Source organism: Anaerococcoides asporogena (assembly GCF_029590275.1).
GTDB lineage: Bacteria > Bacillota > Clostridia > Clostridiales > Clostridiaceae > JG1575.
The window spans coordinates 1,807,449-1,833,848 of the sequence record NZ_CP120965.1 but is presented as its reverse complement, the minus strand read 5'-3'; the positions used below and the strand labels follow the sequence as shown (position 1 = coordinate 1,833,848).

Below are 26,400 nucleotides of genomic sequence, written 5' to 3'. Positions count from 1 at the left end.
TCCAATTTTGCATGTTGTATGGATTAACCGATGATGTCAACACCAATGGCTTCGTTGATGATTTTCATGATGTCATTGAACAGAATCGAAAACCGCTGTTCAATTTCCAGGTAGCTGGAAATTTCCGGATTCAGGGTGATGACCGAAACCAGGTTCTCCATCTGCTCTTTGGTCTTGGCAGATACTTCTCCAGTGGTCATTTTATCCTGATAAGCGGCAAACTGGACGGAGCGGAAATCTTCCACCATCCGTTTCTTGGCTTCATCCTGCTCAATTTTCTGAACGGCTTCGCGGTAGGCGATCACCGTCTCGTCCTGCTTCATGGCGCTGGCCAGTTCATGGGCCTTATCATGTACGTTGGTCATTTGGTATGATCCTCCCCGATCTTTGATATTTTTCATATCTTTGATATTTTTCATCTCTCTGAGATTTAACATATCCTGGAGATTCTGCATCTCCTGTCAACTATTGCTGGAGCCGCTCCCAGGGAACGGGACCGGGCGATCCAAGGTTCTTGTTTTTCAGAAAACTCTGCCGGATGATCGATCCGGACTAAATTTCCATGATGATCGGCACGATCATCGGACTGCGCTTGGTGCGGCGGAACAGGAAGTTCCGCAGCTGTTCGCGGATCTGGTTCTTCACGAACTCCGTATTCTTCAGGCGGGTGCCTTCGGCTTCCGTCAGAAGGTTGCGGACGATAATCCGGGAATCCTCCATCAGCTGCTCGGCCTCCTTGATGAAGACAAAGCCGCGGGAGATCAGGTCCGGGCCCGCAATCACGGTGCCGGAAGTCATATCGACCGTCACAACCACCGTAACCATGCCGTCTTCGGACAGATGCTTGCGGTCACGCAGCACAATGCTGCCGACATCGCCGACGCCGAGGCCGTCCACCAGAATCTGGCCGGACTGAACCTTGCCGTTCTTGCGCAGGCTGGTCTGGGACAGTTCAAGGATGTCACCGGTTTCCGGAATCAGAATGTTTTTGGATTCCATCCCCATTTTTCTGGCCAGATCCGAATGGATCTTCAGCATGCGGTACTCCCCGTGAACCGGAATGAAGTACTTGGGCTTGACCAGCGCCTGGATGAGTTTGAGCTCTTCCTGGCAGGCATGTCCCGAAACATGAACGTCTTCCTTGGAATCGTAGATGACCTCGGCTCCCAGTTTGTACAGGAGGTTGATCGTCTTGAAGATCCCCTTCTCATTTCCCGGAATGGGATGAGACGACAGGATGACGGTGTCATTGGGCTGAATCTGAATCTTGCGGTGTTCGCCCAGTGCCATCCGGGACAAGGCGGCCATGGGTTCGCCCTGGCTGCCCGTGGTCATGATGACCAGCTGATCGTCGCGGAAGCGCTTGATTTCGTCCACCGGCACGATGCTGCGATCATCGATGTCCAGATAGCCCAGTTCCCGGGCCACGTTGACATTGTTCTCCATGGACCGGCCGTTGAAGACCATCTTGCGGTTCGTCTTGAGGGCCGCGCCGATGACCTGCTGAATCCGGTCGATGTTGGAGGAGAAGGTTGCTACAATGATGCGGCCCTTCGCTTCCATGAACAGTTTTTCAAAGCTGTTGCCGATGGTGCTTTCCGACTGCGTGTATCCGGGCCGCTCCGCGTTGGTGGAGTCTGCCATCAGGGCCAGAACGCCCTGAGTTCCCAGCTCGGCAAAGCGGGCCAGGTCGATGACATCACCGGCTACCGGAGTCAGATCAACCTTGAAGTCACCGGTATGAATCAGAACGCCGGCGGCAGTATGAATCGCCAGAGCCGACGCGTCGGCGATGGAGTGGTTGGTTTTGATGAACTCCACGCTGATGTGGTTGAAGCGCACGATATCCCGCGGCTTAACCGTCTGCAGCTTCACCTTATTGAAGATGTTGTGCTCGCGCAGTTTAACCTCAATGAGTCCCAGGGTAAGCCGGGTGCTGTAGACCGGTACATTCACTTCCTTGAGGATATGGGGCAGCGCTCCAATATGATCCTCATGGCCGTGGGTGATGAAGAAGCCTTTGACCTTATGAAGATTGTTCTTCAGGAAGGTGACGTCCGGAATGACGCTGTCGATGCCCAGCATCTCGTCTTCCGGGAACTTCAGGCCGCAGTCGATGACGACGATCTCATCCCGGTACTCAATGGCGGTCATGTTCTTGCCGATTTCATCCAGTCCTCCCAGGGGAATGATCCGGACAATGTCCTTGTCGCTGGGATTGGATACCGTGAAGTTTACCGCTTCCGGTCTTGGCTTGTTCCACATGCCCCCTCTGGGGTTGCGGCCCCGCGGGGCTTCGCTCCGGCGGCGATTTTCCGCCTTTGCCGGACCCGGGATGGCTGCCGATGGTTCCGTCTTTACGACAGGTTCGGTTTTCACCACTGTTTCATTTACCGGCTTTGGCTGCTGTTCGCGGCGCGGTCTTGGCTGCCGGCGGCCTTTGGGTGCTTCGACTGCGCCAGTCTGAGCTTCCGGTGCGGGTGCCTGGCCCTTGCGGCGGTTTTTAACCGGGGCTTCCGGCTGCGGCTTCTGGGTCTGCGCGTTGGGCGCTGCTCCAGCTTCCGGCTTGGGCCGGGGGGTCCGGCGTCTGGATGGCTTGGGCGCTTCGGCCGAAGTCTGAGCCTGAGCCGGTGCCTGAGCCGGTGCCTGAGCCGGAGCCTGATCGATATCCGCGATCAGCGGCTTCTGCCGTTTGGGGCGGATCGCCTTTACTACGCTCTGGAGGCGGCTTTCCTTCGGCTCTTTGACTTCCGGCGCGTTGGAAGAATCCTGTTTCTGGATCTTCTCCCCATACTGGTTGCGCCCTCTGTCTTTGGACTGATTGTTTTTATTTTTCTTTGGTTCGTTATTTTGATTTTCGTTCATTCGTTTCCTCGCTTTCATTCAGATAGCAGTCACTGCATAAGCCATAGAATTTCAGCGAATGGTCCTTGATCCGGAATCGGTAATCCTTCTCGATGATCTGTTCGACAGAGTCGAGCAGATCGTCCCGGACTTCTTCCACTTTGCCGCAGGCTGAACACACCAGATGGTGATGCCCATGGAGCTCTTCCTCGTGGTTGAGTTCGTATCGGTAGATTCCGTCATTTAAATCTAATTTCTTGACGATGCCCAGTTCCTCGAAGAGCAGGATCGTGCGGTAGACCGTGGCTACGCCCGTCTCCGCCTTAACTTCCTTGACCTTGTTGTAGATCTCTTCGATGGTCAGATGCTTCCCTTCCTGCTGGATGATGACATCCAGGATGGTCAGGCGCTGCGGGGTCAGCTTGGCCCCGGCTTCGCGCAGCATAGTCTTGAGGTTATCCACATAACCGCTTTCGTTAATTTTCATTAAATCTCTTCCTCGTCAATTAAAGCCAGGCTGTAAGCCTCTTCCACTGCGTTCAGTTCCTCGTCGTCCTCGACGACCGTAAAGACCTCATTGCCGTCATCATCAAGGTCTACCCGCAGCGCGGTATAAACATCCTCTTCTTCCACGGGTCTGACAATAAAGTATTCCTGTCCTTCCACTTCCACGCGGTCAATGACTTCCACTTCAAAGGTTTCGCCGTCTTCTCCGGACAATACGATTAAATCGGTGGTGTTTTCCATTCATTTCACCTTCTTTCCTTGCTGTTCTCAGTCCGCTTAGCGCGACTGGTCCTGTTCTTTCCGCTTTTTGAATTCTATGGAGTCAAGAAAGCCCTGCAGGATAAAGCAGGCAGCGATCTTGTCGACATCATTCTTGCGCTGGTTGATTTTGGTTTTTTTCTGAGCCATGACCATATGAGCGCTGACCGTAGTCAGCCGTTCATCCCAGGTCAGGACCTCGCCGTCCCAGACTTTTTTCAGTTCTTCAATAAAATCCAGAACTTTCCTGGCCTGGAAGCCGACGGTGCCGTCCATGTTCTTCGGCAGTCCGGCTACCACGAGCCTGACATCGTACGCCTTGATCTGCTCCAGCACCTGCTGGACAGCGGCAATATTGCCCTGGGAGGACCCATCCCGTTTAATGACGCCAAGACCCGTGGCCAGAAAACCGGTGGGATCCGAAACGGCGACACCGATGCGGCGATCGCCCACATCAAGACTCAATACTCTCATCCAAAAACCTCTTTTTTCTAAAAAATCATGCAGTGACTGCTGACTAAATCAGTAGCAGCAAACAGCGTGCTTCCACCCGGGGGTGGCTTTGCCGGTCTATTTGTTCCTATTGATCTGGTTCCAGTCACGGGGGTGTCCGGCACTGCCGGCTGGCCAGTCCGGAAAGATCTGGCGCAAATTAACGATTAACTTAAATATAAGGGTGCCAGATTTTATGGCACCCTTAAAAAATCACTCAATATCCAGGTAAGTCCTTAAAACTTCTTCCAATATTTCGTCGCGTTCCAGTTTTCGGATCAGTGCCCTGGCTCCATTATAATTGGTAATGTAAGTAGGGTCTCCGGAGATCAAATAGCCCACCATCTGGTTTACAGGGTTGTATCCTTTCTCAGACAAGGACTGATACACTTCAGACAGGATCTCTTTTGTTAGAGTAACTTTATCCTTTTTGAAGTCCTCAAACTGCATGGTGTTCTGTAGATTATCTTTCTTTTCCATAGCGGTGCTTAAAAAAGTCCCACCTCCTTCGACTAACCTTACATCTCATTATAAAGCTTTTGCGAGCATTTGTATACAGTGAGATTGATTATCATTGAAAATCACGAATTCACCGGAAAGCCCCTTTCAACCGGCCGGTCAAAGGAGGGTCCAAGGGGCTCGGGCGGCGATTTCGAGTCGTAAGTTCCAGCGGCCGATCCCCGGTTTGAATTAGACCAGGGCGTCAGCCTTAACCAGAGTATTCAGCAGCACATTGGCGCCGTTGGCGCAGTCTTCCAGCGGAGTGTATTCATCCGCCCGGTGGCTGTAGCCGTTGACGGAGGGCACAAAAATCATGCCGATGGGACAGAGTGGTCCAAAGTGCATGGCATCGTGGCAGGCGCCCGACGGCATCCGCAGGCTGGGCAGCGAGAACTCGCCGGCGGTCTCTTCGATGACATTCATCAGAGCGTCGTTGCACAGGACCGACGGGGTGCGCACACGGTCACTGAACTCGATGGTCACGCCCATTTTTTCCTCCAGAAGTCGTGCTGCCGCCTTGATCTCGGCTTCCGCCTGATCACGGTCTGCCATGCTGACGTCCCGCAGGTCGATGGTAAAGTCCACCTGAGCCGGAATGACGTTGGTCGTTCCCGGGTCAGCCTTAATGTAACCGGTGGTGGCGACGGTGTCCTGGAACTGGCGTGCGATGCGGTCGCATTGATCAATCAGGCGGGCGGCCGCAACCATCGGATCGTGGCGGATCCGCATGGGGGTTGATCCGGCGTGGCCGGCCTGTCCTTTAATGTTGACAGCAAACCAGAGCGGTCCGGCGATACCGGTGACAATGCCGATGGGAATCTGCATGGTTTCCAGAACACGGGCCTGTTCGATATGAAGTTCGAGATAGGCGGCGTAGCTGCCTGGCTCTACTTTCGAGTTGAAAATGCCCTGGGGATCATAGCCGGCGTCGGTCATGGCCTGGCGCAGCGTGATGCCATCCCGGTCGGTGCGGTCAAGGAATTCTGCCGGGAGGGCTCCGAGCATAGCCTCAGTTCCGAACATGGTGGAACCAAACCGGGTGCCCTCTTCATCCTTGGAAATAAAGATCACAATGGGGTGATTCAGTCGAATCCCCTGCTCATGGAGACACTGGACTGCCTCCAGCGCGCCGAGGACGCCCAGGTTGCCGTCGTAGCGGCCGCCGTTGCGCACGGAGTCGATGTGCGATCCCGTGACGATGGGCTTCAGCTCCGGATTGAGTCCTTCATAGCGGGCAAACAGATTCCCGAGCGGATCTTCCGTCACCGTCATGCCCAGAACGGCAAATACTTCTTTGAGGTAATTCTGCGCATCTTTCTCTTCCTTGGTGTAGGAAAAGCGGTTCATCCCCTGCTCGCTTCCTCCGAACTGTGCCAGTTCCTCCAGGCGTCGTCCCAACCGTTCCTGATTGATTTTCAACATAATCGTTCCTCCTGTTGTCTTTCATCGTTGGATTCATCGTATCCCCGGCTGTATCAAGATTTTGCCCTGACGCAGCCCCGGGGATGGAAACGGCTTCTCTCCCGCCGCACCACTACCTCCAATTATGACACAAAGACCTTGCCCTGGGCTGAAATTCCTATGGCCTGTCTCAAAAATAACGATTTATCAATCCAATCCGATCTGCCTTTTCACATGCACGAAAACCGCCTGATAATCAGGCGGTTTTCTATCAGTCTATCATGATTTTCGCTTACGTCTTGTTAAGCCCGTGACATTTTTCCGACCAGGCATTTACTTTCCGCCCGCTGCGGCAGTCACTGGATCCTGACCCCGGTCCCATTCCTGCATGGCCTGATTGATCAGTCCCGTCAGTTTGCGGGCTCCGGCGGCATTGACATGGTCGGCATCGTAGAAGTCAGATTCGGCAAAGTGCGGATCCTCCAGAAAGTTGAGGTAGATCACCTCCTGGCTGGACCGGTCCAGGGTTTCGGCTAGCTCCTTCATCTGTCGGACCGCGGCCGGATCGAGCCGCCCGACATATTCGTCGTGTCCCGGCGGCGTGTATAGAATCACCCGGGCGCCGATGGAACGCGCATCCTGCAAGAGCGCATCCAGAATGTGCCGGTTTTCGGTCTGATGCACCGGATTCATAGCGTTATGCCGTTTGGCCGCTCGGATTCCGGTTGCTTCCAGATCCTGCGGATCCTCGGGCGGGCGGGCAAGAAATCCCCTCTCGTCGCAGTTCACGCCCTGCCCGGTCCTGAGGTAGTCGGCCACCCGCTTGAAATTGGTAAAGCCGTCGTTGCCGGTCACTTCATACAGCGGCGTGATCCCCTGGGGTACCGCCAAATCATAGTACAGGTGATAGCTGCGCACCCGCCAGGCTTCGGTCCCGTCTTCAATCCGATGGGACAGCGTAAAGGACGAGATGGGCAGCAGAATGTATTTGAGCTGAGTCATGTCGTCCTTGAATTTATCCAGAATACCCAAGTCATAGAACAGCGACTGGGAGACATGGCTGGCGTTGAAGGAGGGCCGGTCAAAATAAGCCGGATCAATGCCGTAGTAGCTGTGGGAGGACCCCAGGCTCAGCACTTCCAGGGAGGAGGCATGCTCTTCCAGGTAATGGTTTTTATAAGCGTAGTCATTGGGAATGCTTCGCAGGCCCAGCTCCAGCGCGCCAAACAGGGCGGCCAGGAGCAGAATAAAGCAGCCGGATCGCAGTAAAAATCGCTTCATGAATTGTTCCTCCCCCTAAAACTGAAAATAGATGAACTGCTGCGACCGGCCGCTGAAAAAGTAAATCACCAGCACCAGCGAGTAGTACAGCGACCAGCGGGCCGGCCAGGGCCAGTGGAATCCCGCTCCCTCCAGGGGATGGGCCTTCGTCCGGCCCCGCCACTCGATCACGACGAGCAGCAGGATCAGTCCCAGGGTATAGATCGTGCGTTCCGGCAGCAGCGGCATGGTAAACAGGCTGGGCGAGAAAATCCGGTCGATATAGGCGAAGGCATCGGACAGGTGATCAGACCGGAACAGGATCCACCCCAACACCGTCAGCAGAAAGGTGCGCAGGATGGCCGGCAGATCGCGCAGCGTCGCGACAACCGCCTCGTTCCGCTTAACAGGAACCCGGCGGCCCATGAGGGATGGAACCATATAAAACGCATGGAGGGCTCCCCAGGCGATGAAGGTCCAGTTGGCGCCATGCCAGAAACCGCTGACCAGAAACAGGATCAAGGTGTTGACAGCCGTACGGGCCAGGCCGCGCCGGCTGCCGCCCAGCGGTATGTAGACATAGTCCCGGAACCAGGTGGACAAAGAGATATGCCAGCGGCGCCAGAACTCCGGAATACTTCGCGAAAAATACGGATTGGCGAAGTTGCGCATCAGGCCAAAGCCGAACAGGCGGGAGGTTCCGATGGCGATGTCCGAGTAGCCGGAAAAATCCCCGTAAATCTGGAAGGCAAAGAGAATGGCGGCAATGGCCAGGGCACTGCCCGGCTGATTGGTGTAATTGCCGTAGACGCTGTTGACATACTCGGCGCAGTTATCGGCGATGACGATCTTCTTGAACAGTCCCCACAGGATCTGACGCAGACCGTCCACTGCCCTCTCCCGGTCAAAGGTACGGTCCTTCTGGAACTGAGGCAACAGGTTGCTGGCTCGTTCAATGGGGCCCGCCACCAGCTGCGGAAAAAACGAAACAAAAGCGGCAAATTCGACAAAGCTCTCCGTCGGCTCGAGCTCCCTTTTGTAGACATCAATGGAATAGCTCAGGGTCTGGAAGGTATAGAAACTGATGCCCACCGGCAGCACAATGTTGAGCACAGCCGGTGAGAACGGCAGGCCCAGGAAGGAAAAAGCCCGGGCAAAATTCTCGCTGAAAAAATTATAATATTTAAAAAAGCCCAGTGACCCCAGATTAAAGAGCAGGCTTACGCCCAGCAGAAGCTTTCGCCGCACGTTATCTTCAGTCCGTGACAGAGCGACCCCCACCCCGTAATCCAGCACCGTACTCAAAAAAATCAGGATCAGGAATTTCCAGTCCCACCAGCCATAAAAGACATAGCTGGCCACCAGAAGCAGCGCATTCTGCAAGGTTCGCCGGGGCAGTACAAACCAGTACAGCAGGAACACAATGGGCAAAAACACCGCAAAATCGATGGAGTTGAACAGCATCCTGCCACCCCCTTTCAAAAAATTACCATTCTGATTCTACCACTTTTCACCCCAACTGCAAGGCGGGAGAAAAAATGATACCTCACCAAAAATGATTCATCCTCAGATTTGACTTAAATCCTTTCCTATTCGGATTAAATCAGCCTCAGATTCGCTCTCAGATTCGCTCTCAGATTCGCTCTCAGATTCACTCTCAGATTCGAAAGTTGGGTTCAATCTCAGATTCGCCTCATATTCGAAAGTTGGGTTCAATCTCAGATTCACTCCCAGATTCGAAAGTTGGGATCAATCTCACTTTCGAATGCTTTGTGTGCTCACCACTAGTTTCAAAGACCTGTTCGAGCAGTCAGGTACTGGGCCGATCCAGCTTTCGGAGTGAAAAAGAGCAAAGCAAGACCGCTGCGGTCTGAATCCGTTCAGTCCACAGCGGTCGAAGGTTTATGGGATTGTCAAACCAAGGGATATTACCCTTAGCTGACTAGAGCAGTTCGAAGATTTTGTTGACTGCTTCCTGCGCTTTCTCGGGGGACTTGCCGCCGGCCTGAGCCATATCGGGGCGTCCGCCGCCTTTGCCGTCGGCAACCTGAGCAATCTGGCCGATGAGTTTGCCGGCATGGGCGGTTTTTCCGGCCAGATCCTTGGAGACCATGACGCAGAAGGAAACCTTGTCTTCCTGGCGGGAAGCCATGACGGAGACACCGGATACGATCTTGTCCAGGGCTTTTTCAGCCAGGTTGCGCAGGTCTTCTCCGCTCATGTTGTCCACGACACCGGTGACGACCTTGATGCCGTTGACTTCGCTGATGTTGTTGAGGATGTCCTGCAGGCTGCCGGAAGCCATGGTTTTCTTGATGTCGGCGATCTCCCGGTCCTTGTCCTTGAGTTCAGCGGTGAGCTGACGGGCCCGCCGCACCAGTTCATGGGGATTGGTCTTCATGATCTGGGCAGCTTCTTCCAGGACGTCCTCCTGGTTGCGGACAAAGTGCAGGGCATTGAGTCCGGTGACAGCTTCGATCCGGCGAATGCCGGAGGCTATGCCGGTTTCGGAAATAATCTTGAACAGACCGATTTCCCCGGTATTGGCGACATGGGTGCCGCCGCACAGTTCCTTGGAATCCTGACCGGCTGACACGACGCGGACGGCTTCGCCGTACTTGGCGTCAAACAGGGCCATGGCACCGGCTTCCCGGGCTTCATCCAGGGTCATGACGTCCGTCCGGACCCTGGAGGCTTTCAGAATCATTTCCATGACCAAATCTTCCACGTTACGGATCTCTTCTCTGGTCATCGGGGTGAAATGATTAAAGTCAAAGCGGAGCCGGTGGCTGTCCACCAGGGATCCGGACTGGTTGACGTGGTCGCCCAGAACCTGTTTCAGCGCTTTGTGCAGCAGATGGGTGGCGGTGTGGTTCTTGCGAATAGCATCCCGGTAAGGTTTGGCGATGGTACTGACCACCGGTCCGGTGACGGCGGTGCCGTCGGTGACTTCTACCAGGTTGACGGTTTCGCCGAACAGGTTTTTCTTGGTGTCCAGCACGTTAAGGGTGAAGTTCTCGCCCCGGATTTCTCCCAGGTCGCCGACCTGGCCGCCCATTTCAGCATAGAACGGAGACCGGTCAAGAAGGACATAGCCGCTTTCACCCTGCTCCAGGGTTTCCACTTCGCCGTCTTCGCCAGCCAGCAGGAGCAGGCTGCCCTTGGAGGATTCTTCTTCATATCCGGTGAATTCGAAGGTGGTGCCGGTCTTCAGGGTATTGATGATGTTGGCATCCTGACCCATGAAGTTGCTCTGACCGCGGGCGGCCCGGGCGGTTTCCTTCTGATTTTTCATATTGGCGTGGAACTTGTCGTAGTCGAGCTTGAGGCCTCGTTCGGCCACGATCTCCTCGGTCAGTTCCAGGGGGAAGCCAAAGGTATCATACAGCTTGAAGGCATAGTCGCCGCTGAATACATCCCCTTCGGTCTGCTGAATGTAGTCGTTGAGCACAAGCGTTCCCTGATCGATAGTCTGGTTGAATTTCTCCTCTTCCAGGGACACGATCTTCTTGATGTATTCCAGTTTTTCGACGATGGCCGGATAAGGCTGACCGTAGTTTTCAGCCACGGCATCCAACATCTGAGCCAGGAAGGCTTCCTGCCGGCCCAGAACACGTCCGTGCCGGGCAGCCCGTCTCAGCAGGCGCCGCAGGATGTAGCCGCGCCCTTCATTGGAGGGCAGCACACCATCGGAAATCAGCATGGCGGCTGATTTAATATGGTCGGTGATGATGCGCAGGGACACATCGGACTTGGCATCGGTTCCGTAGGATACGCCGGTCAGTTCTTCTGCCCGGGTCATGATGGCCCGGATGGCGTCCGTTTCAAAAATGCTGCGCACGCCCTGCATGATGGTGGCCAGTCGTTCCAGGCCCATGCCGGTATCAATGTTGGGGTTGGCCAGCGGCGTGTAGTTGCCCTCTTCATCCCGGTCAAACTGCGTGAAGACCAGATTCCAGACTTCCACGGTCTTGTCGGCTTCCGAAGCCGCTTCAAATTCTTCCCGGGTGGTCAGAACGCCGGCATTGCCGTAATCATAGTGGATCTCGGAGCACGGTCCGCAGGGTCCAACGCCGATTTCCCAGAAGTTGTCCTTCTTGCCCAGGCGGAAGATGCGGTCTTCGCCGATGTCGGTCATGGTGGCCCAGATTTCGAAGGCTTCATCATCATCTTCGTAGATGGTGGCATAGAGCCGGTCCTTGGGCAGTCCCAGCACCTGAGTCATATATTCCCAGGCCCATGGAATGATCTCTTTCTTGAAGTAGTCGCCGAAGGAGAAGTTCCCCAGCATCTCAAAGAAGGTGGCATGACGCGAGGTCTTACCGACATTGTCGATGTCCAGGGTTCGGATGCATTTCTGGCAGGTGGTGACCCGCTTGCGGGGCGGGACCCGGGCACCCGTAAAATATGGTTTTAAGGGGGCCATGCCGGAGTTGATCAGCAGCAGGGATTTGTCATCCTTGGGGACCAGCGAAAAGCTGTCCAGAGCCAGATGGCCCTTTTCCTCAAAAAACTTGAGGAAGCTTTCGCGCAGTTCATTCATCGTCGGTTTTTTCTGTTCCATTGATTATTCCTCCAAATCAAAAAGTCCTTTTGTCCCTGATCATAAGGGACGAAAGGACAAAACTTCCGCGGTACCACCCTGCTTACGGTACAATCATACCGTCACTCACAAAGCCAGGACTCCAAAGCTGCTTCCCCTTCAGACTCAACGGAACATTCACACCGGCGGTTCCTCTCTTTAGTCTACCTCTCAAGGCTACTTCTCTTCTTCAACGTCCATATGTAATTACAAGTATTATAGGGAGCGAAGGCTTTCTTTGTCAATGAGATTTCGATGAACAACCTCTAAATAATCCGGTATTTTTTCGCAAGGCCGTCCGGTGCTGCCTCCCACGAGTCGGGTTTCTCCTCCCCGGGCGGGACCGGATGACTCGCTCCGTCCCGCCTGAAAAGCCCTGAGTGGACGAACGCTAAGCCATGACCCGAATCAGAATCATATAGGCCGCGGTTCCCAGCGCGATGGATAAGAGCGTATTGCGCTTCCAGGCATGAACTGCCGCCGTCAGGCCAATGCCGATGAATTCAGGCAGGCCATGAGTGCCCGCCAGAAGATCCACATGGCGCAGGGTCATCAGGATGAGGATCCCCATGATGGCCGGAGGCAGCACACCGCCCAGGAAACGAACCGATTCGGGAATGCGGCGTCCGCGGTGAAACAGCGCAAAGGGCGCAAAGCGGATGGCCAGGGTCACCAGACCGGCCACCAGAATGATCCAGAATGCCTTATTCATTAATCCACCCCCGTTTCCGGCCGATCAGGAGCAGCCCCACCGTTGCCACAAGGGCCGGCGGCAGAAACTGCTCCGGACCAAGCACCACCAGCAGCAGCGTGGCTGCCCCAATGCCCATCAGAGCGGGTAGGTGATTTTTCGCTTTGATCCACTGCTCTTCAAAAACCACGGTAAACAGCGCCGTCATGGAAAATTCGATGCCGGCCAGATCCCAGGGAATGGCCTGTCCCAGCAGCGCGCCGGCTAAGGAACCGGCCACCCAGTAGAACTGATCCAGGGCACTGACCAGCAGCATGACGCCGTGCCGGTCGGTCTCCGGATCCGTTTCCAGTCCGGTAAGCAAGGAATAGGTTTCATCGGTCAGGGTATGGATCATATAGGGCTTCCAGGCTCCCATGGCTGAAAATTCATCCAGAAAGGAAAAGCCGTAGAATAAGTGTCGGATATTGACCATAAACGCCAGCACCGCCGTTTCCCAGAGCGACATCCCGCTGACCAGCAGCGGAATCAGAAGAAACTGCAGCGCTCCTGTATAAAGATACGCACTCATGAATATTGCCCAGATCCAGGAGAATCCGGCCTGGTTCAGCACCAGCCCGAAGGCTACCCCTAAAAACAGGTATCCTGTCATCACCGGCAGTGTCCAGCGCAGGGCTGACTTCCATTCTTTTTTACTAATAACCATACTTTCTGACCTTTCTCGTAAATCATTGTATAATTATACATTTAAAAGAACGAAAGCGAAACCCTCCTTAATGTTTATTATTTTAGAATTAATTCGTTGTCCTGTCCTATGATCGTTCCGATCCTGGAACAATTAGTAAAACTCCCCCACAAGAGCCTACAGCTGAGTCCTGTCCAGTCGCATCAAATGCCTGGCATTCCTTTGGTCCTAATACTGAAACTGAGAAAACGAGAATATTTTAAGAATGATCCTTTGGATTGCAGGCGATAGTAAAACTGAAAGCCGACCTTTCATCCTACGGGGAAAAAGGTTGGCTTTCAGTCAAAGCTATGGTTCGTCCAATGAACCAGACTCGCTGCATCTGGTCTTAATAGATCTCCCGAATGATTCCGCCGCCAAAGACCTTCAGCCCGTCATAGAAGACGGCACTCTGTCCCTTGGTGATGGCGCGCTGCTTGACGTCGAATACGGCTTTGAGGCGTCCGTCAGGCAATGGGTAGAGGGTACAGGCCGCCGGTTTGGCAGCATAGCGAATCTTGCCCATCAGGCGGACAGGCTCGGTCAGAACATCGGTCAGAATCAGGTTGACCTCATCCATAATGAGGGTATCATGCATCAGGTCTTCATCCGAGCCGATGATGACTTCATTTCGGTCCTTGTTGATGCCCATGACGAACACTGGTACGCCCAGGGCCAGTCCCAGGCCTTTGCGCTGACCGATGGTGTAATAAGCAATGCCTTTGTGAGTGCCCAGCACCTTGCCGTTCTTGTCCACGAAATTCCCGGGATTCTTCTTTTCGGGAACCATGGAATAGACGAAATTTCCGTGATTGCCGTCTTCCACAAAGCAGATATCCTGAGAATCCTTTTTGTCAGCGACAATCAGCCCGATCTCATGGGCAATGGCGCGGATTTCCTCTTTGGTGTAGTCGCCGCAGGGCATCAGGGTCTTTTTCAGCTGCTCCTGGGTCAGGTTGTACAGCGCATAGGTCTGATCCTTATGGTCATCTGCCGCTTTTTCCAGAATATAGCGGTTGTTCTCTTCATAGATTCTCGCGTAGTGGCCGGTGGCGACATAGTCGGCACCCAGCCCTTCGGCTCTCCGAAGCAGCTCGTCGAACTTGATGTACCGGTTGCAGGCGACGCAGGGGTTCGGAGTTTTGCCTTCGAGGTAGTCCTCGACAAAGTAATCAATGACTTTCTCCTTGAAGATCTCCTTGAAGTTCATGACGTAGAACGGGATCCCGATGCGGTCGGCGACCATGCGTGCGTCGTTAACGGAAGAAAGGGAACAGCAGCCGCCTTCCCTCTCCGAAAATTCTTCATTTTCCTGCCATACCTGCATGGTGATGCCGATGACATCATAGCCCTGCTGTTTCAGAAGATAAGCCGCAACGGACGAATCGACTCCCCCGGACATGCCGAGGACTACTCTGTTTCCCATTGTGCTCTCCTTCTTTCATATGGTTTGATTATGGCTTGTATTTGGTTTGATGGTTTGAATTTGGCTTGATGGTTTGAATTTGGCTTGACTTTGTTGTTTCACTTTATCCGGGCTTTCGATTAAACCTCGTCATCCACTGTGGTCGGTTCTTCGGCCTCGTGGTGATCATGATCATGTTCGGTATAATCCCATGGTTCACGCCCCTGCGACTTGAGGTAATTGTTGATGGCGATATGGATCGCGTCCTCCGCCAGAACGGAGCAGTGCATTTTTACAGCCGGCAGGCCGTCCAGCGCATCAGCTACCGCTTTGTTGGTCAGTTCCCAGGCTTCTCTCAAGGGCTTGCCCTTGATCAGTTCCGTTGCCATGGAAGACGAGGCGATGGCCGAGCCGCAGCCATAGGTCATGAATTTCACATCAACGATAACATCATTCTCCACCTTCAGGTAGATTCTCATGATATCGCCGCATTTGGCATTTCCGACTTCACCGATGGAGGATGGGTCTTCCATCTCTCCGACATTTCTTGGATTTTTAAAATGGTCCATTACCTTTGGGCTGTAGATCATCATATATAGTTCCTCCCCGAATCGATTCAAATTCTGATATCTTAAAGTTTAGTTAAAATAAACATGGTGCGTTTGCCCGGACCCAGTGCATGGTCCGGCGCAGTTTCTGAGGCTGCCGGCAGCTGTCCCAATGGTGGTTACTGGCCCTGCTGCTTCAGTTGCTTCAGGTGGTTGTTCCAGAGCGGGGAGTAGCTGCGCAGGGTCTCTATGATGCCCGGCAGGACAGAAATGACTTTTTCTACTTCCTCATCGGTGTTGAAATCTCCCAGAGACAGGCGCAGGGAACCGTGTGCCAGTTCGTGGGGCAGTCCGATGGCCAGAAGGACATGGGACGGATCCAGAGAACCGGAGGTGCAGGCAGAGCCCGAGGACGCGCAGATTCCTTCGAAATCGAGATTCAGCAGGATCCCTTCCCCTTCGATGAATTCAAAGATGATGTTCACGTTGTTGGACAGACGGCGGTCGCCGCTCGGTCCGTTCAGACGGGAATATGGAATCTGGAGGATGCCCTCGATCAGGCGGTCCCGCATGGCGCTCATGCGGCGGGTATGGTCTTCCAGCTGCTCCGTGGCCATTTCAATGGCTTTTCCCAGGGCAACGATTCCGGCGACATTCTCGGTGCCGGCCCGGCGGCCGCGCTCCTGAGCTCCGCCATGAACCAGATTGTCGATGCGCAGTCCCTTGCGGACATAGAGAACACCGATGCCCTTGGGGGCGTGGATTTTATGCCCGGACAGAGATAACAGATCAATGTTCATCGCCTTGACATCAATGGCAATCTGGCCGATGGCCTGCACCGCGTCGGTGTGGAAGGCAATCTTCTTTTCCCGGCAGAGGGCGCCGATTTCCGCGATGGGCTCAATGGTGCCGATTTCGTTGTTGGCTGCCATGATGGAAACCAGAATGGTGTTGTCCCGGATGGCTTCGCCAACCTGCGCAGCCGTGACAAAGCCGTCTTTATCCACTGGCAGATACGTTACTTCAAAGCCCTGCTTTTCCAGCCACTGGCAGGTATGCAGGACGGCATGATGCTCGATGGTGGTGGTGATGATATGGTTGCCCTTCTCCCGATTCTTGAACGCGATGCCCTTTATGGCAAAGTTGTCCGCTTCGGATCCGCCCCCCGTGAAATACACTTCATCCGGTGAACAGTTCAGAGCTTTGGCGACCCGCCGCCGAGCCACGTCCATGAGCGCTTTGGCCCGGCGTGACTGGGAATAGATCGATGAGGGATTGTAGTATATTTCGTTATAACAAGGCAAAAGCTCCGCGATGACCTCATCTTTGACTTTGGTCGTCGCCGCATTGTCCATATATATAATCGGCTGCTGTTCCATTGGTTAGTTATCCCCTTTCCCCGTTGTCATAAAATTGATGGAATCATTGTTTTTATGATAGTCATTCACAATATCCTGCAGCGTAATGGCGCCCATGACGCTGTCGATGGAATCCTTCAGCTTCTTCCAGACGGTCCGCGTGGCACAGCAGTCAATGTTGCTGCAGGCATCGCTGTCCAGACAGTCGGACACCTCAATGGGACCCTCCAGGATGTTCATGATGTCCAGCACCGTGATATCCCTGGCCGGTTTATTCAGTTCATAACCGCCCTGGGCTCCCCGGATGCTCTTGATGATTTCTGCCCGACGAAGCGGTGCGAACAGCTGTTCCAGATAATATTCCGAGATATTCTGGCGCTGACTGATACTTTTAATGGATACCGGTTCGGTTCCCTGATGAATCGCCAGATCCACCATGGCTTTGACCCCATATCTTCCTTTGGTAGACAGTTTCAATCCGACCCACCTCCTCAACAATACAATTATAGGTATTCCGACTATTCATGTCAACATTCGATTCTTCATCGAATCCAAACATTTGCTGAGCTTTTTTTACTCCGGATTTCTTCACGCACAAAAAAGCAGCGACGACCCAGGCAGCGAGTCCCTGAGTCGTCTGAAATTGAATGGGTTAAGCCATTTTATTTTTATTCTTTTGAGCGTAGTCCATGACCATCTTGTTCAGAACAACCGATCCTTCATAGTGAATGTCATACATCACCAGATTCCCCCGATCCAATTCGGCCTGAGGGGCATTGGCAAAAGGCACGGACTTCAGAACCGTTAACCAGGCATTCTTCATGATCTCATCCTGTCCAAACAAATTAATGACCGATACCCCGGACTGGGTGGTTACTTCCAGAAAGCGATAGGCTGCTGCAGGATCCAGCAGAACATTCCAGCGCCCCTTCTCGTAAGTTTTGCTGGCGCCGGCCAGGCCGTTCAACTGTTCTGGAACCAGCTGATTCATCTCTTCCACAACGCGATTGGACTCCTCCAGTGAAAGCTCCACCAGCTGATTCTCCTTATTATTATAATTCAGGCTTTCGCACACGCGAATCTTCACGATTCCATCGATTTTAAGATCCCCGATTCGAATGGCACTGATCCTCTCTGCCGTAGCCGCAGACGATTGTCCCGCAGCCAGGGTTTGCGCGTTTGAGTTCACCTGTCCTCCTGAGCTGCTGGCATTTGGCATCTGGTTATTGGCGGAGCCAAACTTCGTGCAGCCCGTCATCGTTAAAAAACATAACACAACAATCAAGAATTTCATCAGAAGTTCCCCTTTCTGGAATTCAGCTCTGATCACAGTTTCTACCGGATCGTCCCTTCCCTCGACATCTGAAGCAGTGAACCGATCGAATGGGATTGCAATTGGTCTAACCGGAATCCCTGATCATAATCCTATTGCACAATCCAATTGCGATCAATTTCTTATACCGCATCCTTCTTTTATGTAAATTGTATTACTATTATCATTTATTTCTACAGGTACTTAAAAATCGATCCGCTTCGCCCATTGTTATCGACAAGCAAAAATCGAGCCCCAGTGAATGGGGCTCGACGCAAATTCTTGCTTTAGTTTTTGAAGGTTGGGTTACATGATGGTTCCCATCTGGACTTTGGCATCGACTTCGTTGGCGATGATGGCTTCGATGGAAAGCTCCAGCGCTTTGGCAATTTCTGCCAGAGACATGAATGGGGTGCCCACCGGCTTGTCAACCGCCTGCTCGGTGGCAAACGGAACGTGGATGAAACCGGCGCGGATGTTGGGGTATTTCGTTTTGGTCAGATGCAGCACATTGTACATAATGCTGTTGCAGACATAGGTTCCGGCGGTATAGGAAATGCTGGCCGGAATCTTATTGTCCTTCAGATGAGCCACGATGGCTTTTACCGGAATGGTCGCAAAATAGGCGGTTTCGCCCTCTTCCACCAGCTTGGCATCCAGCGGCTGTTCGCCGTCATTGTCCGGAATTCTGGCTTCGGCTAAATTGATGGCGACTTTTTCCACGGTAATGTGAGAACGGCCGCCGGCCTGGCCGATGTTCAGCACAACATCCGGCTGATGGAGCAAAATCGCATCCTCGACAACCTTGGTGCTGCGAGTAAAGACGGTGGGGATTTCCAGCTTAATGACCTGTGCTCCCTTCACTTCCTCCGGTACCAGCTTGACCGCCTCAAATGCCGGGTTCACGCTTTCTCCGCCAAACGGATCAAATCCTGTAATCAGTATTTTCATCGTGTTCTCCTTTGTTCAACGTATTTCAGTTTCATAGTTTCATAGTTTCATTTTTTCATAGTTAGGGATCCTTTCTCCGAAAGTACTCTTCCGGGAAGGGATTGCAGGTTCAGTTACAGTTTCAGTCTCTGTTCACTCTACTTGAACAGAATCATGTAGCCGATCTGGAAGGTAACCATGATCAGAGCCGGGATGACCTGGTTCTTGATGACGCCCATCCGGTCCTTCATATCCAGCATGGCCACCGGAACAATGTTGAAGTTCGCAGCCATGGGGGTCATCAGAGTGCCGCAGTAGCCGCAGGTCAGAGCCAGCATTCCGATGAGTACCGGGTTGGCGCCGTAGGCGAGTACGAAGGGAGCTCCGATTCCAACGGTCATGACGGTGATGGCGGCAAAGGCATTGCCCATGATCATGGTGAAAAGCATCATGCCAAGAGCATAGACGATGATACCGACGTTCACATTGCCCTGGGGAATGACGTTTCCAACCAGCTTGGCAATGACATCGCCAACACCGGCTGCCGTGAAAATAGCACCCAGGGAAGCCAGCAGCATGGGCAGCATGGAGAGGGGTCCAACCGTTGACAGCAGACGCTCGGAATCGTTGAGGAAGGTCAGCGGCTTGTTGTTGGAGGAGTACACCATCAGAAGCAGAATGGCAGCAAAGATGCCGGCCCCGACTCCTACCAGTGCGCCGAGCTTGGTGAAGATGGCGAACAGAATGGCGAAGAAGCCGATAGCCAGCGCCGGCAGGAAGATTTTCATGCCGATGCGCTCAAAGGACGCGCCGGTCTGCTCCGCGGTGGGAACATTCTGCTGGCCTTTGCTGACTTTGCGCAGAATGGCGGGCAGGGTCATGATGATGATCAGAATTCCATTCACCAGGTTCGGAATCCAGCGGCCAAAGGCCAGAACGACGCCCATGGTGATCCAGAAGACGCCCGTGCCCAGCGGCGAAGGATTGGTTTTGTCGGTCAGATTCTTGACTCCGGTATAGACGGCGATCAGACCCATGACGATAAAGAGGACTTCCAGCAGTTTTGCTCCGATCAGTACGTTCGGATCCGTAAAAAATGTCATCGCTTCGATCCCCCTTATACAGTCGTTCCGTAATACTTCTTACGGAGCTTACGGTCTTTCAGATAGTAGTACACAATGGCCACGGTGACCGCGGTGATAGCCACCGGAATTTCCACCTTGACCAGATCCAGCAGGCTCACTTCATAACCCAATGATTTGAGGGTCGACTGAACCAGCAGACCGCCTGAACCACCGACAAACAGAACCTGACAGAAGAACCAGGCGATGTTTTCCATGCCGGAAGCCATCCCCTTGATGTCTTCCAGGTGTTCCGGGTGAACTTTCGTTCCCTTGGACTCAATGGCACCGGTTGCCATGGGCATGATGATCGGACGAACAAATCCGGCGACGCCGCCAAAGCTGACATTGAAGGCTCCGAAGATTCCGCGCATGATGCCGTAAAGGCCAATGACAAATCCAGGGGAAGCCCCTTTGAATCGGCCGATGAGTTTGGCGGCAGCTTCCTTGAGCCCATTGCGCTCGAGGGTGCCGGTTACCAGCATAATCAGAATGAAGATGGCCATGGCGCGGTTTGCGACAAAGGACTTGCCCAGTGTCTCGAGCAGCCCGTTCACGCCAATTCCCCCGACCAGTGCCGTCACAACGGCGGCCGCCAGAACGATGAGGATAGAATCCAACTTCAACGCGAAACCGACGATCACGATCAGGATCCCTAGTAATTTGATCAGTTCCATAAAATAACTCCTTTATATAAATATAAATTTCACATTCATTATACCCCAATAAACCGTTGAAAATTGCCCATTTTCGATAAAAAACGGGCTGCCTCCAAGATTTCAGACATCCGCAACCCCCCTTACCTCCTAATCGGTTTCAGTTAACATTCTCATAAACGGTCTCATGATTGACAACTTAACATCAAGCCTCCGGTCGGGTACTGCCACTGCCCCTCCGGTTGGGTAAGGCCACTGGCCAGCCGGTTGGGTACGGCCATTGCGAGCCCCAGATAGTCCGACCGCTGAGAGCCCGAGAGATCCTTTTGCCGAAATGAACCGTCCGTCCCCATCACCGGTGGGAACGGACGGCAGAAGTAGTTTTTAAGAATGGATTGAACATGGTTGATCCGGGGGCGTCAAATTGCGCCAAGCCGATCTTCTCCCCGTTTACTCGACCGGGCGGGAGTCGGGGTCCGAACGAAACCGGAGGGGCCGGTGCCGGATGTCCTTCAGCCGGAGGACGCCGTCCCGGAGGGAACATTCTGTTTCATAATGGCTGACGGCATGGCTGAGTTCCTCAATGACGGCCAGGTCATGGGTGAGATGCGCTCTGGCGCAAAGTCTCAGGTACTCTCCCTGGGCGGTTTCATCGGCTACTTCGCTGGTATAGGCCACGCTGGTGATCCAGGGGAAGCGGACGGAGGGATAGCGGTGAGCCGGATCATGGTCAAAAGCGATCCAGTAATTGATCATATTCTTGTAGTAATCAGCCGGGAACAGGCGCGGCATCCAGCGGTGGGCATAGATTTCAAAGATCTCCTTCCAGGCTTCGTTGTGAGCGGTCAGTTCCGGCTCAGCCAGGATGGCCTGGGCGATGACGTCTTCCACCGAGCGGTTGAGCCGGATGTTCTCCTGCCAGGTCTCATCCCGCACAGTCCAGAAATAGCCGTAGAGCAGGGAGCGAGGAATCCAGAATCCCTTGTAGGCGGGTGAGGTATAGCCTGAGAAGGGCTGTTCCCATTCATGACTGGGAACGCCATGATTGTCGATCATCAGGTCCGGCAGCATCCGGTGCCACAGGCGGGTCAGGCCCATGGCTTCGGTATGGATGGTATCCGGATTGAAGTGATCGCGGTAGAATTCCTTGCCAATGGAATTGAAGCGGGCGACATGGAGCTTCCAGGTCGGATGTTCCTTCTGCAGCTCATAGTGGATGGCTGTGCCGTCGGGATTTTCCAGGGGGACCACCACCAGATTCAGGCGCTGAGCCAGACCCTGCCACCGGTCGTCCGTCAGGAGTTCCCGCAGCAGCATCAGGGCTGCGTTGGTGGAGGAAACCTCATTGGCATGATGCCGGGCATTGATATAGAGCGAAGGATAGCGGGTCAGCCGCCGGGTCCTTGAGGTATAGCCCGGTTCCTCCGTGGTCAGTTCAAAGGCATAGATCGGGCGTCCTTCATAGGAGGTGGCGATGGGGTAAACACTCAGGCCGCCAACCTGGCGAAGGGATTCCGTCAACGCTTCAAAGTCTTCGACTCCGATGACCCGATCTTCCATGAGGTCCAGCTCCGTGATCTTTACGGTTTTCTCCCGAACCAGTCGGGCGGGCAGGACGGTGCTCCACTCCCCCGCCGGCGTAGTCAGGCTCAGGGCATTCACGCCGTCCAGGATTCGGTTGACTGACAGGCTGCCCTGTGCCAGCAGCTCCAGATAGGCCTGGAGAAAATCCCCATCCGTATAATCCGTCTGAAGATGGGCCGTCAGCCGGCCATCGGTCTGGCTGAGTCCCTGCAGCCAGAGGCCGATGTCTTTTCGTTCCAGGGGTCCTGCGAGGATCTGTCCGCCCTGTCGGATGCAGGGAGCGACATCCGCTGCCTGAAGCAGCTGAACCGTCAGTTGCGGCTTCCCCTGCCCCTGATGAATCAGCGGCAGGATCAGTCCCGGCGCATCGATGCCCGCATCGCCATGCTCCAGTCCCAGCTGTCTGAAGTAATCGCTGCCGACAAAGTAGAGGTCCTCATGCAGGGCATTGAGCGAGGAGATCATATCCTGGCGCCAGGGAAGGGCAAAATCGGGCTCACTCAGGGTCACATCCAGCTCGAGCCGGGTAAAAAACGGCTGATCCTGGGCCCTTACCGTGCCATTACGAGTCAGTATCGTTTCCCGGACCCGCGGCAGGATCTCATTCTGGTAACTGTCCCAGACTTTCTCCAGATCGGTCGTGATTCGCTGATCCACGGTCCTGGTGCCGTTGATCCAAACCCGCAGATGACCGGTGGGCGGATGAACCAGGCCCATTCCCGGATACCCGGTCAGGTACGGGCGCTCGCTCCAGCTGGCGGTATAGGCCGCTTCATGCACCATGTCACCGGCTTTATTCCGGCCGACAAACTGATAGGTTGCTCCCTCTGAGTCGGTCGAATCTTCCATCGCCTCAAACCGGACCGAACCCGGGGCCAGGCCCAGAGCATCGGTCACCAGATCATGGGCCGGATATAGTTCCTGCAGATGGCGGATGGGCAAATCCAGCCAGCGCTCCGGATTCCCGCCGCCTAGCTGGTAGCTTGGGACGGCCCCGTCGACATCGCCCCAGTCACTGATTCCGGGGGCCAGTAATGGCCGAAACCGAATCAGCACCTCATGGATCGGCAGGTTTCGGACTTGGGGCAACACTGCTTCTTCCAGCCAGGAGTAGCCCTGCTTGTAGGCGCACAGCAGCTGGATCCGACACCCGGCTCCCAGCGAATGGATGTGATCTTGAATCAGCTGGCTGGTTGTGGCGCGGACGGCATAGTCCTCACTGAGACAGGCTTCCAGCACCACCTCATCTCCCGGTGTTACCCTGGGATACACGTCCCGTTCCAGAAGATCCAGCAGATCCTGAACTTCCCAGGTCAGGTCAACGGATTGTTCCCACAGCGAACGAGGCGCCTTATGATCGACAAACGTTACCCCGGGAAAATCCCGTTCTGTTTCCTGAACTCGGCTTCGCAGCTCAGAGGAAGCCGACACCTGAAGATCATCCAGACCCTGTTTCTGCAGTGCCCGCACTTTCGCCAGCTGACCATCCAGATCCCGCAGCGCCAGGCTGTCAGTCATCTGCTGCAGGAGCTGGATCCAGGGGATCCCTGGCCCTGCCTCGGGGAAGCGGCTGCATATTTGAGCCATCAGTTCCACCAGGTCTTCCCCGTCCCCTTCGATGAGGACCCGACAGCCGGTTCCCTCCTCCCAGGTCAGGCGGCAGACTTCCCCGGGGATGAATTCAATCACATTCCCCTCCCAGTCCGGTTCCGCCAGGATGGGACCCTCATAGGCAGTGGTATCCATGCCGAAGCGATAAGCCAGGTTGGCCGAGGCGGCGGCCTGATGCCAACTGAACTCCAGGGGCAGGCGGATTTTAAAGTTCAGCTGGTCCGCCAGCTGATCATGATTCTGATCGATCAGAAATTCCCCGATCGAGAAAAGTGTCTCAAGCCCCTTGCGCCTGCGCCAGTCCAGCTCCGGAATCGGTCGAGCCTGACGGGTGGCGGACTGAAAACCAGTCGGCACATCCGCTGTCCGGTGACTCCGCTCAGCTACCAGCTCCGCCAGCGACACAGCCTTCCCGTCCCCCTTAGTCGCAGTCACCGGAAACACTGCCTGTTCCGCCTCAAATCCCAACAGGAGACAACATTCCAGCAGCTCCCCGACCTGTGCCCGGGTCAAATTCGGTTCAATCCTGATTCGATCTGTTTCCTTCATGCCCTTTCCCTTTCCTTCCACTGACTTGCTCATTGACCATGCGCTTGTCCACTAAATCTGCAAATTGATCAATGATTGTGTAACTCACTGATCATTATACAGAACTTATGTCCTTGGCGCTCATGAAGTTGCATGAGATTCCCCTGCGGACTTCCTGACTGTTTGGACTTGTGGATGTTCTAGATGGCGACAAAAGCCAAGGAATACCCAGGATTCCTGCTTCAGTTCATCCCGCATTTTGGATCAGCAGGCCATTCTCTATATCTGAAAGAGCTTGGCTGACGAACGAGGCAATAGAGTATGGGATAAGAATAAGGCAAAACACCGGCTGCCTGTCTTATGGACTGGCTGCCGGTGCTCCTGCTCTGTTTAGTTCTCTTTCGGATAAAACTACTCGTACTCAATTCCAACTGCGGTCAGAAACGCAGCGTGGTTGACACTGTGCCAGAGCTCGGCGGTCAGGGGATAATCCCGGACCTCTGCGGGCTTATACTGGATTGTTCTCAGGCTGTGCTCAAAGCAGAGCAGGATGAGATCGTAGGGATTCGCTTCATCGGACTGGACCTGCTGGATAAACGCCTGGACTTCTGAATCCTCCGCTCCGATCATGGAGTAGATGAACAGACCATTTTTCTCAAAGCTGCCATAGCCTTCTTTTTGCATGCTCTCCACTTTTTTCTGATAGGCTGCGGCATAATCCACCGTAGGCCCCCAGAGCGCAAAACCAGGGAGTGTCATTCCCTGCCAGTCTGAATCATTCACATGATCCTGTCCCAGATAGGCGGTTTCATGGCGGTTCAGTTGATCCCGCGTCTTTCCCGTGATGCGGCTGACCATGGCCAGATTCTGCCTGACCGGCCGAAGGGTGGCATCCGTCACTTCGATGCCGATTCGCCCATCCTTGGTCTGAATGTCAGGCCGATCCGACAAGACGGTATCCGTCAGCTCCTCCGGAAAGATCTGAGCCAGGATGAGCCTGGCCCGTTCCTCATCGAACTTTTTTCTGACCCCATTATCCAACTCTGCTTTTTTCCGCTTTTCTTTTTCGATCTGTTTGATCAGTTCCTCTTGATCCATGCATAACCTCCGTGATCGTGTTCCTTTGAGATGTTTCTGTTTCTTTCAGGTGATTATGCCTTCCCTGCCTTTTTCTATACAGCAGGTTTTAACGATTGTTTTCCCTCATCGCTGCCCGATTCACTGCTGCTGCAAATCTCGACGTTCCTTTTGCCTGAAACTAATTTCCGGCTCGACTCGTCTATTCTTCATCCGTCTCGATGGAATCCTTCCAGTCTTTGGTAATAAGGTTTCCCTGGCGGTAGTTGCTGACAACATCGCTCACCACCGCGTAATTCAGGTTGACGCCTCTGGAGCTGTTGGTGAATTTCACGGCCCGATCCCGCTCAATGCCGAACTTGGCAGCCTCTGCCACCGCATCAATATTGGCGCCCAGGAACAGGAACTCCCACCCGTCCTTCTGCTTTTTCTCCAGAATGAGATTCCGGATCTTGTCGTAGGAATACTCCCGGCTGGCATTCTCGTACCCATCCGTGGTAATGACGAACAGGATCCGGCTGGCTCGGGCCTTGGCCGGTGCCAGTTTCTGGCTCAGACTGACCTTCTGGATGGAATAACCGATGGCGTCCAGCAAAGCGGTGGAACCTCGGACATAGTATTCTTTATCCGTTATCGGCAGCATTTCAGCCAGGGGGATCCGATCATGGAGCAGTTCCACCCTGTCATCGAACAAAACCGTCGTGATCCAGGCCGTGCCCGGTTCTTCCGTCTGTTTTTTCAGCATGCTGTTGTATCCGCCGATGGTATCACTTTCCAGTCCGCTCATGGATCCGCTCCGATCCAGAATGAAAACTACTTCTGTCTGTTCACTACCCATAGCCGCTGCCTCAGTCCTTTTCTTTTTCCCTTCATTTTGCTGTTTCATTGATTCTTTCCTCCTGGATCTTTCAAAAATTCGTCGTTCGTTGTATTCACTGTAGCAAAGAACCGGAGGGATCAGGTCGCCTGCCAGGCGACATTTGAGAACCAAGCACGGAGGGATCAATGAA

Annotated in this window: 23 protein-coding genes; all 23 read right to left on the bottom strand. The window is 54.0% G+C overall.

Annotated elements, in window-relative coordinates:
• Positions 1 to 23: 23 nt before the first annotated feature.
• Complete coding sequence (locus P6M73_RS08595; RefSeq protein WP_277855693.1) at positions 24 to 365, bottom strand: YlbF family regulator; 342 nt, start codon at positions 363 to 365, stop codon at positions 24 to 26.
• A 187-nt stretch (positions 366 to 552) separates the two neighbouring features.
• Entirely contained in the window at positions 553 to 2,265 is a 1,713-nt protein-coding gene (locus tag P6M73_RS08590) for a ribonuclease J (protein WP_277855750.1), read from the bottom strand.
• A gap of 580 nt (positions 2,266 to 2,845) precedes the next feature.
• Entirely contained in the window at positions 2,846 to 3,331 is a 486-nt protein-coding gene (locus P6M73_RS08585; RefSeq protein ID WP_277855692.1) for a Fur family transcriptional regulator, read from the bottom strand.
• Positions 3,331 to 3,591: a DUF1292 domain-containing protein gene (locus tag P6M73_RS08580; protein ID WP_277855691.1), complete on the bottom strand. Its 261-nt coding sequence runs from the start codon at positions 3,589 to 3,591 to the stop codon at positions 3,331 to 3,333. Before P6M73_RS08580 ends, P6M73_RS08585 begins: the two co-directional genes overlap by 1 nt.
• A 36-nt stretch (positions 3,592 to 3,627) precedes the next feature.
• A complete protein-coding gene (gene ruvX, locus P6M73_RS08575) occupies positions 3,628 to 4,083 on the bottom strand; it encodes a Holliday junction resolvase RuvX (RefSeq protein ID WP_277855690.1) in 456 nt (151 codons plus the stop codon).
• Between the two features lie 231 nt (positions 4,084 to 4,314).
• Positions 4,315 to 4,581: an IreB family regulatory phosphoprotein gene (locus P6M73_RS08570; RefSeq protein WP_277855689.1), complete on the bottom strand. Its 267-nt coding sequence runs from the start codon at positions 4,579 to 4,581 to the stop codon at positions 4,315 to 4,317.
• Positions 4,582 to 4,791: 210 nt separating this feature from the next.
• Positions 4,792 to 6,024, bottom strand: a complete 1,233-nt coding sequence (locus P6M73_RS08565; protein WP_277855688.1) for a Zn-dependent hydrolase — start codon at positions 6,022 to 6,024, stop codon at positions 4,792 to 4,794.
• A 312-nt stretch (positions 6,025 to 6,336) separates the two neighbouring features.
• A complete protein-coding gene (locus tag P6M73_RS08560; protein WP_277855687.1) occupies positions 6,337 to 7,284 on the bottom strand; it encodes an SGNH/GDSL hydrolase family protein in 948 nt (315 codons plus the stop codon).
• Between the two features lie 15 nt (positions 7,285 to 7,299).
• Positions 7,300 to 8,727: an MBOAT family O-acyltransferase gene (locus tag P6M73_RS08555; protein ID WP_277855686.1), complete on the bottom strand. Its 1,428-nt coding sequence runs from the start codon at positions 8,725 to 8,727 to the stop codon at positions 7,300 to 7,302.
• Positions 8,728 to 9,205: 478 nt separating this feature from the next.
• Positions 9,206 to 11,827, bottom strand: coding sequence for an alanine--tRNA ligase (gene alaS / locus P6M73_RS08550; RefSeq protein ID WP_277855685.1), 2,622 nt, complete (start codon positions 11,825 to 11,827; stop codon positions 9,206 to 9,208).
• A gap of 409 nt (positions 11,828 to 12,236) precedes the next feature.
• Entirely contained in the window at positions 12,237 to 12,557 is a 321-nt protein-coding gene (locus tag P6M73_RS08545; RefSeq protein ID WP_277855684.1) for a branched-chain amino acid transporter permease, read from the bottom strand.
• Complete coding sequence (locus tag P6M73_RS08540) at positions 12,550 to 13,242, bottom strand: AzlC family ABC transporter permease (RefSeq protein ID WP_277855683.1); 693 nt, start codon at positions 13,240 to 13,242, stop codon at positions 12,550 to 12,552. Before P6M73_RS08540 ends, P6M73_RS08545 begins: the two co-directional genes overlap by 8 nt.
• Before the next feature lie 367 nt (positions 13,243 to 13,609).
• Positions 13,610 to 14,686 (bottom strand): tRNA 2-thiouridine(34) synthase MnmA, encoded by a 1,077-nt coding sequence (gene mnmA / locus P6M73_RS08535; RefSeq protein WP_277855682.1) that lies wholly within the window; start codon positions 14,684 to 14,686, stop codon positions 13,610 to 13,612.
• Positions 14,687 to 14,805: 119 nt separating this feature from the next.
• Positions 14,806 to 15,255 (bottom strand): Fe-S cluster assembly scaffold protein NifU, encoded by a 450-nt coding sequence (gene nifU, locus P6M73_RS08530; RefSeq protein ID WP_277855749.1) that lies wholly within the window; start codon positions 15,253 to 15,255, stop codon positions 14,806 to 14,808.
• A gap of 137 nt (positions 15,256 to 15,392) precedes the next feature.
• The gene (gene nifS, locus P6M73_RS08525) at positions 15,393 to 16,592 is read right to left on the bottom strand and encodes a cysteine desulfurase NifS (protein WP_277855681.1); all 1,200 of its coding nucleotides are present in this window, start codon (positions 16,590 to 16,592) and stop codon (positions 15,393 to 15,395) included.
• Positions 16,593 to 16,595: 3 nt separating this feature from the next.
• Positions 16,596 to 17,048 (bottom strand): RrF2 family transcriptional regulator, encoded by a 453-nt coding sequence (locus P6M73_RS08520; RefSeq protein WP_277855680.1) that lies wholly within the window; start codon positions 17,046 to 17,048, stop codon positions 16,596 to 16,598.
• A 175-nt stretch (positions 17,049 to 17,223) separates the two neighbouring features.
• On the bottom strand, positions 17,224 to 17,760 hold the full coding sequence (locus P6M73_RS08515; RefSeq protein ID WP_277855679.1) for a hypothetical protein: 537 nt from the start codon (positions 17,758 to 17,760) through the stop codon (positions 17,224 to 17,226).
• Positions 17,761 to 18,189: 429 nt separating this feature from the next.
• Positions 18,190 to 18,834, bottom strand: coding sequence for a pyroglutamyl-peptidase I (gene pcp, locus P6M73_RS08510; protein WP_277855678.1), 645 nt, complete (start codon positions 18,832 to 18,834; stop codon positions 18,190 to 18,192).
• Positions 18,835 to 18,971: 137 nt separating this feature from the next.
• Entirely contained in the window at positions 18,972 to 19,916 is a 945-nt protein-coding gene (locus P6M73_RS08505; protein WP_277855677.1) for a DUF979 domain-containing protein, read from the bottom strand.
• A gap of 14 nt (positions 19,917 to 19,930) precedes the next feature.
• On the bottom strand, positions 19,931 to 20,611 hold the full coding sequence (locus tag P6M73_RS08500; RefSeq protein ID WP_277855676.1) for a DUF969 domain-containing protein: 681 nt from the start codon (positions 20,609 to 20,611) through the stop codon (positions 19,931 to 19,933).
• 429 nt (positions 20,612 to 21,040) lie between these two features.
• Positions 21,041 to 24,334 carry a M14 family metallopeptidase gene (locus P6M73_RS08495; RefSeq protein ID WP_277855675.1) on the bottom strand — a complete coding sequence of 1,098 codons (3,294 nt, stop codon included), beginning with the start codon at positions 24,332 to 24,334 and terminating at the stop codon, positions 21,041 to 21,043.
• Between the two features lie 390 nt (positions 24,335 to 24,724).
• Entirely contained in the window at positions 24,725 to 25,411 is a 687-nt protein-coding gene (locus tag P6M73_RS08490; protein WP_277855674.1) for a hypothetical protein, read from the bottom strand.
• A gap of 181 nt (positions 25,412 to 25,592) precedes the next feature.
• A complete protein-coding gene (locus P6M73_RS08485; RefSeq protein ID WP_347276322.1) occupies positions 25,593 to 26,276 on the bottom strand; it encodes a vWA domain-containing protein in 684 nt (227 codons plus the stop codon).
• Positions 26,277 to 26,400: the final 124 nt, after the last annotated feature.